General features: G+C 59.3%; 15 protein-coding genes. 8 read left to right on the forward strand and 7 right to left on the reverse strand.

The annotated features are described in order from the left end of the window. Positions 1 to 64 precede the first annotated feature (64 nt). Entirely contained in the window at positions 65 to 1270 is a 1206-nt protein-coding gene (gene coaBC / locus AGR7B_RS01345; protein WP_080855851.1) for a bifunctional phosphopantothenoylcysteine decarboxylase/phosphopantothenate--cysteine ligase CoaBC, read from the forward strand. After that, positions 1267 to 1641 (forward strand): MmcQ/YjbR family DNA-binding protein, encoded by a 375-nt coding sequence (locus AGR7B_RS01350; protein ID WP_080855852.1) that lies wholly within the window; start codon positions 1267 to 1269, stop codon positions 1639 to 1641. The genes coaBC and AGR7B_RS01350 overlap by 4 nt, the downstream gene beginning before the upstream one ends. A gap of 9 nt (positions 1642 to 1650) precedes the next feature. Here AGR7B_RS01350 and olsE read toward each other — a convergent pair whose 3' ends face one another. The 3 genes from olsE to ubiE all read right to left on the reverse strand — a co-directional run bounded on the left by olsE (position 1651) and on the right by ubiE (position 5118). After that, positions 1651 to 2565: an ornithine lipid hydroxylase OlsE gene (gene olsE / locus AGR7B_RS01355; protein WP_080855853.1), complete on the reverse strand. Its 915-nt coding sequence runs from the start codon at positions 2563 to 2565 to the stop codon at positions 1651 to 1653. A 165-nt stretch (positions 2566 to 2730) separates the two neighbouring features. After that, positions 2731 to 4305 (reverse strand): 2-polyprenylphenol 6-hydroxylase, encoded by a 1575-nt coding sequence (gene ubiB / locus AGR7B_RS01360; RefSeq protein WP_080818093.1) that lies wholly within the window; start codon positions 4303 to 4305, stop codon positions 2731 to 2733. A gap of 36 nt (positions 4306 to 4341) precedes the next feature. Beyond that, positions 4342 to 5118, reverse strand: a complete 777-nt coding sequence (gene ubiE / locus AGR7B_RS01365) for a bifunctional demethylmenaquinone methyltransferase/2-methoxy-6-polyprenyl-1,4-benzoquinol methylase UbiE (protein WP_080855854.1) — start codon at positions 5116 to 5118, stop codon at positions 4342 to 4344. Between the two features lie 143 nt (positions 5119 to 5261). Here ubiE and mutM point away from each other — a divergent pair, with 143 nt between their 5' ends. The 4 genes from mutM to dnaA all read left to right on the forward strand — a co-directional run bounded on the left by mutM (position 5262) and on the right by dnaA (position 9754). Next, complete coding sequence (mutM, locus tag AGR7B_RS01370; RefSeq protein ID WP_078051346.1) at positions 5262 to 6158, forward strand: bifunctional DNA-formamidopyrimidine glycosylase/DNA-(apurinic or apyrimidinic site) lyase; 897 nt, start codon at positions 5262 to 5264, stop codon at positions 6156 to 6158. Between the two features lie 31 nt (positions 6159 to 6189). Then, entirely contained in the window at positions 6190 to 6963 is a 774-nt protein-coding gene (locus AGR7B_RS01375) for an enoyl-CoA hydratase (protein WP_065654587.1), read from the forward strand. Positions 6964 to 7158: 195 nt separating this feature from the next. Beyond that, on the forward strand, positions 7159 to 7425 hold the full coding sequence (rpsT, locus tag AGR7B_RS01380; RefSeq protein WP_006310170.1) for a 30S ribosomal protein S20: 267 nt from the start codon (positions 7159 to 7161) through the stop codon (positions 7423 to 7425). An 868-nt stretch (positions 7426 to 8293) separates the two neighbouring features. Further along, positions 8294 to 9754, forward strand: coding sequence for a chromosomal replication initiator protein DnaA (gene dnaA / locus AGR7B_RS01385; protein ID WP_003520091.1), 1461 nt, complete (start codon positions 8294 to 8296; stop codon positions 9752 to 9754). 72 nt (positions 9755 to 9826) lie between these two features. Here dnaA and hemW read toward each other — a convergent pair whose 3' ends face one another. Genes hemW through rph form a run of 3 tightly spaced genes read right to left on the reverse strand, consistent with a single transcriptional unit; the run spans position 9827 to position 12410 of the window. After that, on the reverse strand, positions 9827 to 11026 hold the full coding sequence (gene hemW, locus AGR7B_RS01390) for a radical SAM family heme chaperone HemW (protein ID WP_065654859.1): 1200 nt from the start codon (positions 11024 to 11026) through the stop codon (positions 9827 to 9829). 5 nt (positions 11027 to 11031) lie between these two features. Next, positions 11032 to 11676: an RdgB/HAM1 family non-canonical purine NTP pyrophosphatase gene (gene rdgB / locus AGR7B_RS01395; RefSeq protein WP_003520089.1), complete on the reverse strand. Its 645-nt coding sequence runs from the start codon at positions 11674 to 11676 to the stop codon at positions 11032 to 11034. A 17-nt stretch (positions 11677 to 11693) separates the two neighbouring features. Beyond that, the gene (rph, locus tag AGR7B_RS01400) at positions 11694 to 12410 is read right to left on the reverse strand and encodes a ribonuclease PH (RefSeq protein ID WP_003503798.1); all 717 of its coding nucleotides are present in this window, start codon (positions 12408 to 12410) and stop codon (positions 11694 to 11696) included. 135 nt (positions 12411 to 12545) lie between these two features. On the opposite strand from rph, the gene hrcA reads away from it, so the two are divergent. Together hrcA and grpE are read left to right on the forward strand one after the other, a co-directional pair. Continuing rightward, positions 12546 to 13637: a heat-inducible transcriptional repressor HrcA gene (hrcA, locus tag AGR7B_RS01405; RefSeq protein ID WP_080855855.1), complete on the forward strand. Its 1092-nt coding sequence runs from the start codon at positions 12546 to 12548 to the stop codon at positions 13635 to 13637. A gap of 112 nt (positions 13638 to 13749) precedes the next feature. Continuing rightward, positions 13750 to 14385: a nucleotide exchange factor GrpE gene (grpE, locus tag AGR7B_RS01410; RefSeq protein WP_078051343.1), complete on the forward strand. Its 636-nt coding sequence runs from the start codon at positions 13750 to 13752 to the stop codon at positions 14383 to 14385. Positions 14386 to 14466: 81 nt separating this feature from the next. Here the strand turns inward: grpE and ptsN are convergent, their stop codons facing one another. Beyond that, positions 14467 to 14928, reverse strand: a complete 462-nt coding sequence (ptsN, locus tag AGR7B_RS01415) for a PTS IIA-like nitrogen regulatory protein PtsN (protein WP_003503792.1) — start codon at positions 14926 to 14928, stop codon at positions 14467 to 14469. Positions 14929 to 14965: the final 37 nt, after the last annotated feature.

A 14965-nucleotide genomic window follows, 5' to 3' on the forward strand; every position in this document is an offset into this window, starting at 1 on the left:
GCGTGATTGCACTTTGTATGCCAAGGGCTTAGTTTCCCCTCAAACGGGAAACTGGTCCGGCATCATGACGCTTTCAGGCAAACATATTCTCCTCATCATCTCCGGTGGCATCGCAGCCTATAAAAGCCTCGATCTCATCCGCCGCCTGAAAGAGCGCGGCGCGAAGGTGACGCCGGTGATGACGAAGGGCGCCCAGGAATTCGTCACGCCGCTTGCCGTCGGTGCACTTTCCGCCACCCATGTCTTCACCGAGCTCTTTTCCCGGCAGGATGAACAGGATGTCGGCCATATCAGGCTGGCGCGTGACTGCGACCTCGTGCTTGTGGCGCCCGCCACCGCCGATCTGATGGCGAAGATGGTACATGGTCTGGCAGACGATCTTGCCTCCACCATTCTTCTCGCGACGGATCGAAAGGTGCTGGTGGCACCGGCGATGAACCCAAAAATGTGGGCGGCGAAGCCCACGCTGCGTAATGTCGAAACGCTGAAAGAAGATGGCGTGTTTTTCATCGGCCCGATGGCCGGTGAGATGGCAGAGAAAGGCGAGGCTGGTTTTGGCCGCATGGCCGAGCCATTGCAGATCGTCGAAGCCGCCGCCGCACTGCTGGATGAGGGGCCAAAGCCCCTGAAGGGCAGAACGGCGATCGTCACCTCCGGCCCCACGCATGAACCGATCGACCCGGTGCGCTACATCGCCAACCGCTCCTCCGGCAAGCAGGGCCATGCCATTGCGGCGGCTCTGGCGGAACTGGGGGCAGAGGTCACGCTGGTTTCCGGTCCGGTCACCATCGCCGATCCTGCCGGGGTCACGACGATCCATGTCGAGCGCGCCGAGGAGATGCGCGATGCGGTGATATCGAGACTGCCGACGGATATCGCCGTCATGGTCGCCGCCGTCGCCGACTGGCGGGTGACGGGCTCGTCGGAGCAGAAGATCAAGAAGCAGCCGGGCGATGCGCCGCCGGCGCTACAACTGACGGAAAATCCCGATATTCTCAAAACCGTCGGCCATCATGAAAAGCGCCCGAGGATTGTGGTGGGCTTCGCCGCCGAAACGCAGGATGTCGAGAAGAACGGCCGGGCGAAGCTGGAGCGCAAAGGGGCGGATTATATCGTCGCAAATGATGTTTCGGCGGAAACCGGCATCATGGGCGGAGACCGCAACAGCGTGAAGATCATTTCCGCAGATGGCATCGACGTCTGGCCGGATCTCGACAAGGCCGACGTTGCAAAACGTCTGGCGGCCCTGATCGCGGAGAAACTCGCATGAGCCTGTTCGATCGCAAGACTTTCGACAGGGTGCTCGGCAAATGGCCGGGCGTGCGTTTTGTCGATCAATGGGATTCCCATGTCGCCAAGGTGGGCGACAAGGTCTTTGCCGTGCTTGGCGAGCGGGAGGACTGGCGGCTGGTCGTGAAATGCTCGGAAGAGAGCTTCGAAATATTGACCTCGCTGGAAGGCATAGGGCAGGCGCCCTATTTCGCCAAACGCAAATGGATATCGATTGGCGATCATTCCCCGTTGGAACAGGAAGAACTGGAGCATTATGTGCGCCGCTCCTATGAGCTTGTCGCAGCCGGTCTGACCAAAAAACTGCGGGGCGAACTGGGTATCGTGATCGAGACTGCGCGTGCCCTGTAGTTTTTCGGTTCAGTCGAGCTTGGTGTCCTTGCCGATGATCTGGCGGACGCCTTCCTTGGTGAAGGGCTGCAGGAGCTGCGGCAGGAATCCTTTCGCAATCTTGCCCTTGATGCCGATATCGGTGGAAGAAGGCCTGTCGGGATTATGGTAGGAGCCGAAGATCAAATCGAAGAAGACGAGATTCTCGCCGTAATTGGTGTTTCCTTCCGGAAGCTGTTTTGAATGGTGCCAGCGGTGCAGGCGCGGGGTGCTGAATACGTAATCGAGCGGCCCCGTTTTCATATCGACGTTGCAATGGGTCAAAATACCGATGAATGCGGTAACGGCGCCCAGCCACCAGAAAACCTGTAGCGGCGCACCCATGAAATAGAGCGGAATCTGGCTGAGCGCGATCTTGAACAGGGAATCGGCCACATGGAACCGTCCCGTATTGACGACCCAGAGCCGCACGACGCTGTGATGCAGTGCATGGAAACGCCAGAAGAATACGGTTTCATGCGCAATACGGTGGGACCAGTAGAGGCCGAATTCGGCAATTGTCACCGCAAGGGCGACCTGAACGATCATCGGCAGATGAGACGGCCACAGGTCGAACCGTATGGCGGCGAGCGGCTGCAGCACATTGGCGGTCACCATCGGGAAGATTGCCGCTGCGGCGGCTGCGAGCTGGACGAGCCCTTTCGTCAAAAGCGTGTGGCCGATGCTGTTCACGGTCTCGCCATCACCCTCAAGCCATTGGATTTCGTAGGGAATATAACGTTCGAGAAGAAACAGGCTTAAAACCGCGCCCGCGTAGACGGTCAAAAAGGCCGCGATGGGATGGCTGCTCGTGAAAGCGAAATAGGACCCCACGAGGCCGCCGACGAACACCAGCGGCCACGACGAATAGGAAAGGGCCTCTTTCAGTACTTGCGCTTTTGCCATCAAAATCAAATCCCGTCCGGCATCGTCCGTCTATACCGCCGGCGCAATTCCGCGCAGGCATCAAAGCAGCCCTTACCCCGCATCGATCACCTGTCTCGATTGGAGATCAGGCCCTTATCGCTCCAATGCATTACACAAACATGGCACTCACCGGTGCCGAGATGCTCAGCTTATCCTGATTGCGATGTAAAGAAGCGTCAGCGCTATGACCCAGAGTGCCGCCCGTCCCCATTTGGTGTGGCGCGCTTCCGCCTTGCCGATAGCTTCCGCCGTCTGCGCGTCGAAACGCAGGCCGTTCTCGCTCATATACATCAACTCGGAATGCAGCTTTTCGGTCTTGGCGGCGATCTCCGGCGCTGCCTCGGCAAGCTTGAGGGCCGCCTTCACGCCGTCCTTCAGATCGGTGACGATGCGTTTCGGGCCGAGATTGTCCCTGATCCAGCCGCCGACGACGGGGTCTGCCGCCTTCCACATGTTGAAGCGTGGATTGAGCATGCGCGACACGCCCTCCACCACCACCATGGTCTTTTGCAGCATCACCAGTTCCGGCCGCGTTTCCATGTCGAAAAGCTCGGTCACTTCGAACAGCAGCGTCAAAAGCTTGCCCATGGAGATCGTTTCGGCCGGCTGGCCGTGGATCGGCTCGCCAATGGCGCGGATCGCCTGGGCGAAGCTTGCTATATCGTGATGGCCCGGCACGTAACCGGCCTCGAAATGCACTTCCGCCACCCGCATGTAGTCGCGGGTAATGAAGCCGTAGAGGATCTCGGCAAGGAAGCGGCGTTCCTTTTTGCCGAGACGTCCGGCAATGCCCATGTCGACGGCGACGATCTCGCCCTCAGCATCGACGAAGAGATTGCCGGGATGCATGTCTGCATGGAAGAAGCCATCGCGCAGCGTGTGCCGCAGGAAGGACTGGATCAGCGTGTCGGCAAGTTTGTTCAGGTCGTGGCCGGCGGCCTTCAACCCTTCGATATCCGACATCTTGACGCCGTCGATCCACTCCATGGTGACGACATCGCGCCCGGTGCGTTCCCAGTCGACCTCGGGCACTCGGAATCCGGGATCGTCCCTGGTGTTTTCCGCAAGTTCGGAAAGGGCGGCGGCCTCGAGCCGCAGATCCATCTCGATCTTGGTGGTCTGCTCCAGCGTGCGTGTCACCTCGACGGGGCGCAGGCGACGTGCGGAGCGGACGAAACGCTGCTGCAGATCGGCGATCAGATACATCGCCTCGAGATCGTTCTGGAAACGCTGGCGCACGCCAGGGCGGATGACCTTGACGGCCACCTTGCGCGGCCCCTTCGGCGTATCCACCATTGCCGGATGAACCTGGGCAATGGAGGCGGCGGCGATAGGATCGCCGAACTCCCTGTAGAGATCGGACACCGAACGGCCGAGCGAGCCTTCGATATTGGCTTTCGCCGCAGCCGCCGGGAAAAAGGCCATGCGGTCCTGAAGGCTCGCGAGATCGTCGGCGAAGTCGGCGCCCACCACATCCGGCCGGGTGGCGAGAAACTGACCCATCTTCACATAGGAGGGCCCGAGCCGCTCCACAGCCACCGCCAGACGGTCGCTGCGCTGCGCTCTTTTCGCCTTGCTGCGGGCGAACGGCTTTAGCAGCGCTTTCAACAATTGGGCGGGAGCAGGCAGGTCATCGGAAGGCAGGGCCAGCACGACGCCTTCGCGCACGAGAACCCAGCCAACCCTTGCGAGGCGGAAATATGCGCCCAAAGTACTCATGCTTATGCTTGTCTCCTGCGTCTGCCGGCCATGGTTTTAAAGCTTCCAGCCGGAATGCAGGGCGGCGATGCCGCCGGTGTAATTGGTATAGGTGACGCGGGAGAAGCCGGCGGTGCGGATCATCGTCGCGAAATCCTCCTGATTGGGGAATTTGCGGATCGATTCGACCAGATATTGATAGGGCTCGGCGTCACCCGTGATCATTTTGCCGAATTGCGGAATGGCGTTGAACGACCAGGCGTCATAAACGCGGTCAAGCAATGGCATTTCGACCTCGGAAAATTCCAGCACCAGCAGCCGCCCGCCGCGCTTCAGCACGCGATGGGCTTCCTTCAGCGCGACGTCGATGCGCGGCACATTGCGGATGCCGAAGGCGACCGTATAGGCGTCGAAACTGTTTGCCTCGAAAGGCAGTTCCTCGGCATTGGCCTCTACGAAGGTCAGATTGTCGGAAAGCTTCTTTTTTACCGCGCGTTCTTCGCCGACGGCAAGCATCGAGCCGTTGATGTCGAGAACGGTGGCATGCGCCAGGCGGTTGGAGGCTTCGATGATACGGAAGGCGATATCGCCGGTGCCGCCGGCAACATCCAGAACCTTGTAGGACGCATCCTTGCGCGGCGAAAGCGAAGAGACCATGGCGTCTTTCCACAGCCGGTGCAGGCCGGCCGACATCACATCGTTCATGATGTCGTAGCGTTTGGCCACCTTGTGGAAGACCTCGTTGACCAGCCCCTGCTTTTTGCCTTCGTCCACCTTGTGGAAGCCATAGGACGTTTCCATGCCGCCTTGGGCAGTGGTACGGGCGTCGGTCATCGTCTGTCTCCATATTTATTGCGTGGCGGACCATAGCGGAAACGCCATGGCAACGCTATCTGTTGCCGCATCGCCTGGGCGCGACATTTCGCGTGCACTGTATAGACCACATGGTCCTAACGATAAACTGTCGGATAAGCCAGATGCCAGAATTGCCAGAAGTCGAAACCGTCAGACGTGGCCTTGCGCCCGCCATGGAAGGCGCAAGGGTCCGCAGGCTCCATCTCGGCCGCCCCGATTTGCGCTTTCCATTCCCGCAGGATTTCGCAGCACTTATCGAAGGCAAGACGATCCTGTCGCTCGGGCGCAGGGCGAAATATCTTCTGATCGAACTGGAGGATGGGCTGACCATCGTTTCCCACCTCGGCATGTCCGGCTCGTTCCGTATCGAGGCGGAGGCAGATGAGGCCGGCGATGCTCCCGGCGTGTTTCACCATGCCCGTTCCAAGGACGGCAAGCATGACCATGTCGTCTTTCATCTGGATAAAGGAGAAAAGCGCGTCTGCGTCATCTATAATGATCCGCGCCGCTTCGGCTTCATGCATCTGGTGGAGCGCAACAAGCTCGACCTTTACCCCGCTTTTGCCGAGCTCGGCCCGGAGCCGACAGGCAATGCGCTGAGCGCGGATTATCTGGCGAGCCGGTTTGAAGGCAAAAGCCAGCCCCTGAAAAGCACATTGCTCGACCAGAAGGTCATTGCCGGTCTCGGCAATATCTATGTCTGCGAGGCGCTGTGGCGCGCGCATCTTTCGCCTTTGCGGGCGGCGGGGACGCTGGTGACGAAAGGTGGCAAGCCCAAAGCGCAGCTCGTCGATCTGACGGAGAAAATCCGCGACGTGATCGCGGATGCGATCGCCGCTGGCGGCTCCTCATTGCGAGACCATATACAGACGGACGGAACGCTCGGTTATTTCCAGCATTCCTTTTCGGTCTACGATCAGGAAGGCCAGCCTTGCCGGACGCCCGGCTGCCGGGGTACGGTTGAAAGGGTGGTGCAGGCCGGTCGTTCGACCTTTTATTGCGCCGCCTGCCAGAAGTAACGGAGCCGGAGTGCCGGAAGGGGAGATTGCCGTGGACTATGAAACGATACTGGTCGAGAAACGCGATGAGGTGGGTGTCATCACCCTCAACCGCCCCAAGGCGCTCAACGCTCTCAATTCGGTGCTTCTGAAAGAGCTGCGGCACATTCTGTCTTCGTTTTCCGCCGATGATTCCATCGGTGCGATCATTATTACCGGTTCGGAAAAGGCATTTGCGGCAGGCGCCGATATCAAGGAAATGCAGGGGCTGGATTTCGTCGATGCCTATGTCGGTGATTTTCTCGGCGGCTGGGACGAGGTTGCGGCCACCCGCAAGCCAGTCATCGCCGCCGTATCCGGCTTTGCGCTTGGCGGCGGCTGCGAACTGGCGATGATGTGCGATTTCATCATCGCTTCGGACACGGCAAAATTCGGCCAGCCGGAAATCACCCTCGGGGTCATTCCGGGCATGGGCGGCTCGCAGCGGCTGACACGGGCGGTCGGCAAGGCGAAGGCCATGGACCTGGTTCTGACCGGGCGCATGATGGATGCGGCGGAAGCTGAGCGGGCCGGTCTCGTGTCGCGTGTCGTGCCGGCTGCAAATCTCATGGACGAGGCGGTGGAGGCGGCAACCCGCATCGCTTCCCTGTCGCGTGCTTCCGTTCTCATGGCCAAGGAAAGCGTCAATCGCTCCTTCGAGGTGCCGCTTGCGGAAGGACTGAGATATGAAAGACGATCCTTCCAGTCGCTCTTTGCGACAGCGGATCAGAAGGAGGGCATGGCCGCCTTCGTGGAAAAGCGCAAACCCGCTTTCCGGAATCGCTAAGGATTCGGAATATCGGCGCTTTTAAGCGTTTTGCGCGTTGACGGGCGTAAGCTTTAGCGGTATATGCCCGCCCACGGTTAAGGAAAGCCATCCGGCTTGTCCGAAATTACTCCCGCATTCTTGGGTTACGTGAGGTCTTCGAACGACCCGATCCTATGGTTGCGGAATTTGGTTTGAATTCGAAGAGAGGCATACATGGCCAATACAACTTCGGCGAAAAAGGCGACCCGCAAGATCGCTCGCCGTACCGCAGTCAACAAGGCTCGCCGTTCGCGCGTTCGCGGCTTCATCCGCAAGGTCGAGGAAGCAATCGCTACCGGTGATCTCGCAGTCGCTACCGAAGCTCTGAAGGCAGCTCAGCCCGAGATCCAGCGCGCAGCGACCCGTGGCGTTCTGCATGGCAACACGGCATCCCGCAAGGTGTCGCGTCTTGCCCAGCGCGTTAAGGCACTTTCCGCCTAATCCGGCTAATCACAAATAATTATTCAAAAAGCCTGGTCTTTTGACCGGGCTTTTTGTGATTCTAACCGCCCGTTAACTATTGCTGCCGTAACGTGACAAACGCATGTCAGATGGACGACAGGAAATTTGTAATAAAAACAACGGCTTGCTGGAGGTCTCTGGAAAACTCGGGGGCTTTCTCTACGGAAGTCGCGGCCAGTTTTGAGTCAAGAAGATTTTTATTTTTTTGCCAAAATCAGCTCTCAAAAATTGCCAAAATTGAATCTCATTGATTCATAAGCGATTCTGCTTCGCACCCTGTCGGTGATGCAAAACGGCCTTTGCGAGTCAATGGCCGATCTGAGTTTTTGCAGAAAAAACGCCATTGATCTCTCCCCACGATCCTGCCTAAATGCATTTCAACAAGGGGTGCGGATCTCAGTCCACAGATTATCTCGATGATCGTATCGACGATATTCACCTTCTTGCTGGCGGGTCTTTCGGGGTCCGTTTTTTCAGGTCATGGAGCTTTTTGTGCCGTTTCGGTCTCCGGAACGGGCGGGAGCTTTTGTCCTCAAGAATGCGCCTTAAGGTTGTAACGAAAGGAGCGTTTTAGCGTGTCGCAGGCCTCTCCATGAGGGGGAGGGAAATGGGATAACCGGCTCGCAAACGAGTAGTCGCCTTTGACGTTCTTTCGAGGGGAACGCTGGAGGCAAAAATATACGAGGGGGATCTCTGGCGATCGATCTTTGATCGTCAGGCTATGATTGGCAATTTGAAAGGCGGCAATATGCAATTGAATTTGGCGATGGGTGCGGTGGCTGATGGGGACCGCGCACCGAAGACGCGTGATGCAGCTTGCTCAGATGCGGCAGGGGACAAATCGGCAATGACGCACGATGCGCTGTTTGAACGTTTTAGCGCGCGGCTCAAGGCACAGGTTGGTCCGGAAGTCTATGCAAGCTGGTTTGCACGGCTCAAACTCCATTCCGTTTCGAAAAGCGTCGTCCGTTTTACCGTTCCGACGACCTTTTTGAAGTCCTGGATCAACAACCGTTACATGGATCTGATCACGAACCTCGTCCAGAGCGAGGATCCGGATGTGCTGAAGGTGGAGATTCTGGTCCGCTCGGCCAGCCGCCCGGTCCGTCCGGCACAGACGGAGGAAAGGGCGCAGCCCGTTCCGGAAGTCGGCGCGGTTCAGCGTAACAAGTCCTTCATTCCGTCGCAGCCCGCGACGCCTGCCGCACAGCCTGCGGCTTCGCAGGCGACCCTGCGTCAGGGCGGTTCCGGGCCGTTGTTCGGTTCGCCGCTCGACACCCGTTTCACCTTCGATACCTTTGTCGAAGGCTCGTCCAACCGCGTCGCGCTCGCGGCGGCAAAGACGATCGCCGAAGCGGGTGCCGGCGCCGTGCGCTTCAACCCGCTGTTCATCCATGCGGGTGTCGGCCTCGGCAAGACGCATCTTCTGCAGGCAATCGCCAATGCCGCCATAGACAGCCCGCGCAATCCGCGCGTGGTCTATCTGACGGCAGAATATTTCATGTGGCGTTTCGCCACTGCGATCCGCGATAATGACGCGCTGACGCTGAAGGATACGCTGCGCAATATCGACCTGCTCGTCATCGACGACATGCAGTTCCTGCAGGGCAAGATGATCCAGCACGAATTCTGCCATCTGCTGAACATGCTGCTCGACAGCGCCAAGCAGGTCGTGGTTGCGGCTGACCGTGCGCCGTGGGAGCTGGAATCGCTCGATCCGCGTGTCCGTTCCCGCCTTCAGGGCGGCATGGCCATCGAGATCGAAGGTCCCGATTACGATATGCGCTATGAAATGCTCAACCGCCGCCTCGGCTCGGCCCGTCAGGACGATCCGTCCTTCGAGATTTCGGATGAAATCCTGACTCATGTGGCCAAGAGCGTGACGGCAAGCGGACGCGAGCTTGAAGGCGCCTTCAACCAGCTGATGTTCCGTCGCTCCTTCGAGCCGAACCTCTCGGTTGATCGTGTCGATGAGCTGCTGTCGCATCTCGTCGGAACGGGTGAGGCCAAGCGTGTACGCATCGAGGATATTCAGCGCATCGTCGCCAAGCACTATAATGTGTCGCGACAGGAGCTGGTGTCCAACCGCCGCACCCGCGTCATCGTCAAGCCGCGCCAGATCGCCATGTATCTGGCAAAGATGCTGACGCCGCGTTCTTTCCCCGAGATCGGTCGCCGTTTCGGCGGTCGCGATCACACCACGGTTCTGCATGCCGTGCGCAAGATCGAGGAACTGATTTCCGGCGACACCAAGCTCGGCCATGAGGTTGAGCTGTTGAAACGCCTGATCAACGAAAACAACGCATGAAAAAAGCGGCCTTCGGGCCGCTTTTTTATTGTCGTCTTGTTTATTGGGCTAAAGCTGGGGTGGAGGCTGGCGTCAGCAGGCGAGATCGGCCACCACCGCATCCAGAATAAGCATGCCGGACGGCGTGCAGCGCAGGCGGGAATTGCCGAGCCTCTCCACGAAACCGTGCTGAAGGAGAAATTCCTCCTTCTCCGGATCGAGATCGCGGCCGGAAAGGTCGCTCCAGCGGGCGAGATCGATGCCTTCGCGCAGGCGAAGTCCCATCAGCAGCAATTCATCGGCCTGCTCGTCGACGCCGAGCAGCTCCTGATCGACCATGCCGTGGCCTTCCCGCTCGACGGTTTCGAGCCAGTTTTCCGGGTGGCGCTCGGTGGCGGTTGCGAGCTTGGAAGCGCCTCGCGTCAGGCGTCCATGCGCGCCGGGGCCGATGCCGGCGTAATCGCCATAACGCCAGTAGGTCAGGTTGTGGCGGCTTTCAGCCCCCGGCCGTGCATGGTTGGAGACCTCATAGGCCGGCATGCCGTAACGCTCGGTGATTTCCTGCGTCGCTTCATAAAGCACGGCCGAATGTTCGCCATCCGGCACGATGAGCTTGCCGGCCTTGTGCAGCCCGTAGAAGGGCGTGCCTTCCTCGATGGTCAGCTGATAGAGCGACAGATGGTCGACAGCGTAGGAGACAGCCTCTTTCAGCTCTGCGTCCCATTCGGCCACCGTCTGGTTCGGGCGGGCATAGATGAGATCGAATGACATGCGCGGAAAAATCTCCCGCGCCAGCCGGATGGCTTTCAAGGCATCGGCAACATCATGCAGGCGGCCGAGGAACTTCAGGTCCCGGTCGTTCAGCGCCTGCACGCCGAGCGAGACGCGATTGACGCCCGCCGCGCGGTAACCGCGAAAACGCTCCGCCTCGACGCTGGAAGGATTGGCTTCCATGGTGATCTCGATACCATCCGGCACATGCCAGAAGCGCGAGACGCCATCGAGAAGTGCGCCTACCGTCTGCGGGTCCATCAGCGATGGCGTGCCGCCGCCCATGAAGATGCTGGTCACGACGCGCGGACCGCTCAGCGTCCGCATATGCTCCATTTCACGGAGAAAGGCCGCCGTAAACCGTTCCTGATCCACCGGCCGGTGGCGGACATGGCTGTTGAAATCGCAATAGGGACATTTGGCCGCACAGAAGGGCCAGTGCAGATAGATCCCGAAACCGGGATCGCCCGTATCCGGCAAAAGCGACGCGCCGGGGGCAGAAAGTTGATGCTCCCCGACCATCGGGTTCATGCCTCCAGGCAGGTTTCTACGAATTTTTTAAACGCCCGGGCACGGTGGGAAAGCGCGAAGGCGTCGCCGTGTTTCCAGCCGTGTTTTTCATCCGCGCTCATCTCACCGAATGTGGTGTCGTATCCTTCCGGTTTGAAGACCGGATCGTAACCGAAACCGCTCGTTCCGCGCGGCGGCCACACCACCGTGCCTTCCACCTCGCCGCGAAAATATTCGAGATGCCCGTCAGGCCAGGCGAGGCACAGCACGCTGACGAAGCGGCCGGTGCGGTCTTCCGGCTTCGATGCGCCTCGCTCGGCCAGCGCATCCTCGACCTTCTGCATCGCCATGGCAAAGTCGCGGGTGCCATCGGCCGTTTCCGCCCAATTGGCGGTATAGACACCCGGCGCACCATCCAGCGCATCGATGACCAGACCGGAATCGTCGGACAAAGCCGGAAGACCCGATGCCTTCGCGGAGGCAAGCGCCTTGATGGCGGCATTTTCCTCGAAGGTCGTACCCGTCTCATCCGGCTCTTCGAAATTCAGCTCCGCCGCCGATTTGGCGGAGAATCCGAAAGGCCCGATCAGATCGGCGATTTCGGCGATCTTGCCCTTGTTGTGGCTGGCGACGACGATCGTTCTGGTATCGAGCTTGCGCATGGTGCTTTCCTGTCGGCTCAGGCGATCGCCTGTTTCTGAAGGGCAACCAGTTCGCTGCAACCGGCCTTGGCAAGACCGAGCAGTGTCAGGAATTCCTCCTCGGAGAAGGGCGCGCCTTCCGCCGTGCCCTGAACCTCAACGATGCCGCCAGAGCCGGTGATGACGAAATTTGCGTCGGTCTCGGCGGAGGAATCCTCGAGGTAATCGAGATCGATCACCGGCTGGTTGGCGAAGATGCCGCAGGAGATCGCGGCGATATGGTCCTTCAGAACCTTCTCGACCTTGATCATGTTACGGGTTTCCATCCATTTCAGGCAATCGTGGAGCGCAATCCACGCGCCGGTGATGGAGGCGGTGCGAGTGCCGCCATCGGCCTGGATCACGTCGCAGTCGATGCTGATCTGGCGCTCACCCAGCGCCTGCAGATCGACGACGGCGCGCAGCGAACGGCCGATGAGGCGCTGGATTTCCTGCGTGCGACCGCCCTGCTTGCCGGAAGCGGCCTCGCGCTTCATGCGCTCATGGGTGGAGCGCGGCAGCATGCCATATTCGGCGGTGACCCAGCCCTTGCCGCTGTTGCGCAGCCATGGCGGCGTCTTTTCCTCAAGGCTTGCGGTGACGAGCACATGCGTGTCGCCGAATTTCACGAGACAGGAACCTTCGGCATGTTTCGAGAAATTGCGCTCGAAGGAAACCTTGCGCATCTGGTCGGTTTTTCTGCCTGAAGGCCGCATATGATCCACTCTCCATGTTGGTCCCTGCCTTCTAAGGCGAGGTCCGGGCTTTTGCAAAGCCAATTTCCATTTTGCCGCGGCGTTGCAACGCATTATATTGATGTGAGCTGGTTTGAACGACAAAGAACGGACGAAATGGGTTTTTCCGCACCGCTATCAAAAGATCAGGCATCGCTGCTGGATGAACGGTCTCGGGAAATTTTCCGGCGCATCGTAGAAGGTTATCTCGATACGGGCGAGCCGCTCGGATCGCGCAGCCTGTCGCGGTTGTTGCCGATGTCGCTTTCACCCGCCTCCGTCCGCAATGTCATGAGCGATCTCGAAGAGCTCGGCCTCATCTATTCGCCGCATATCAGCGCCGGTCGCCTGCCGACCCAGACGGGGCTACGCTTCTTTGTTGACGCTTTCATGCAGGTGGGTGACCTGCCCGCCGAGGAAAGGGCGACTATCGATCGCCAGATCGGGCCGATCGCCGGCCACGAACAGTCGCTGGAAGGGCTTTTGACGGAGGCTAGCCGCATGCTGTCCGGCATGTCGCGCGGCGCGGGCCTCGTATTGACGGCGAAGAACGATGTCATCCTCAAGCATGTCGAATTCATAAGGCTGGAACCCACCAAGGCGCTCGCCGTGCTGGTGGGCGACCACAATCAGGTCGAAAACCGCATCATCGAATTGCCGGCCGGCATCTCTTCGTCGCAATTGACCGAAGCGGCGAATTTCATCAATGCCCATCTATCCGGTCAGACGCTGCATGAGTTGCGCGGTCAGTTCCAGACGCAGCGGGCCGAACTGCAATCGGAACTCGGCATATTGGCGCAGGACCTCGTGGAGCGCGGTCTGGCGGTATGGGCAGGAGACAATGAGGAGGGCAAGCTCGGCCGCCTCATCGTTCGCGGTCGCTCCAACCTGCTCGAAGGTCTCGCCGGTGAGGAAGATATCGATCGGGTGCGCCTGCTGTTCGACGACCTGGAGCGCAAGGAAAATCTCATCGAAATCCTCAATCTCGCGGAAAGCGGCTCGGGGGTCAGGATTTTCATCGGCTCGGAAAACAAGCTGTTTTCGCTGTCCGGTTCGTCGCTGATCGTCGCGCCCTATCGCGATGAGGACAATCGGGTCGTGGGTGCGGTCGGCGTCATTGGCCCGACCCGGCTGAATTACGCCCGTATCGTGCCGATGGTGGATTATACGGCGCAGATCATGGCCCGCCTTTCCCGCAAGCAGAGATAGGACAGACCCGCAAGGTCAGGGAATGCGGCAAGCTTTTCGCCGCAAGCCTTGATTTTTGCCCGTCAAAGCTCGATATCGGGCGCAACCAACATATTCAAATCTGGAGAACGTCATGACCGACGATACAAAAAAGCCCGGACCTGACGCGGACGTCGCGGAAGAGTTTGTCGATCTTGCTCAGGCAGGTGAAGAACAGGCCGAAACGGCAGAGCCTGATCCGGTGGAGCTGCTCAAGGCTGAGAACGCCGATCTGCGCGATAAATTTCTGCGCCTTGCCGCCGAGATGGACAATCTTCGCCGCCGCACCGAGCGTGATGTCAAGGACGCCAAGGCCTATTCGCTGGCTGCCTTTGCACGCGACATGCTTGCCGTTTCGGATAATCTTCGCCGCGCGCTTGAAGCCATTCCCGATGAACTCAAGACCAATGGCGAAGCCGGTCTCAATGGTTTGATCGAAGGCGTCGAGATGACGGAACGTTCGATGCTGTCGACGCTGGAACGCCACGGCGTGAAGAAGATCGATGCCGAGGGCCAGAAGTTCGACCCGAACTTCCATCAGGCCATGTTCGAAATTCCGAATCCGGCAGTTCCGAACAATACCGTGCTGCAGGTGGTTCAGGCCGGTTTCACCATCGGCGACCGCGTTCTGCGCCCGGCAATGGTCGGCGTCGCCAAGGGCGGCCCGAAGGCGGAAGTTGCCGCATCGGCCGAGCCGGGCACCTCGTCTCTCAACGAAAAAGACGCGTAAGGCATCTATCCTTACGTCATAAAAAACGCGCCTTCAGGGCGCGTTTTTTATTGCCGTTAAACTGAGGGAGTTAGCCCGCGATCAGGCCGCCGTCGCCTGTTCCTGATTGAGGAAGGCGTAGATTGCGGTGTCGGAATCGGTGGCGCGCAGCTTGGCGACCAGTTCAGGGTCGCGCAGGGCGCGTGCAATTCTGGACAAAGCCTTCAGGTGATCCGCGCCGGCGCCCTCGGGCGCGAGCAGCAGGAAAACCAGATCGACGGGCTGGTCGTCCAGCGCTTCGAAATCGACCGGTGTTTCAAGACGTGCGAAGACGCCGGTGATCTGATGGATGCTGTTGAGCTTGCCATGCGGAATGGCGATGCCGTGGCCCACACCGGTGGAGCCGAGTTTCTCACGCTGGAGGATGACGTCGAAAACTTCCCGTTCCGAGACTCCGGTAATTCTGGCTGCCTTTGCGGCCAGCTCCTGAAGCAACTGCTTTTTGGAATTCACCTTGAGGGCGGGAATAATCGCATCTTGTTGCAGCAAATCTGCCAACGCCATTCTCTTTTTCCTTCATGCCATCGAGACGATGCAGGAG

Source organism: Agrobacterium deltaense RV3, from assembly GCF_900013505.1.
In the GTDB taxonomy this organism is placed as follows: Bacteria; Pseudomonadota; Alphaproteobacteria; order Rhizobiales; family Rhizobiaceae; genus Agrobacterium; species Agrobacterium leguminum.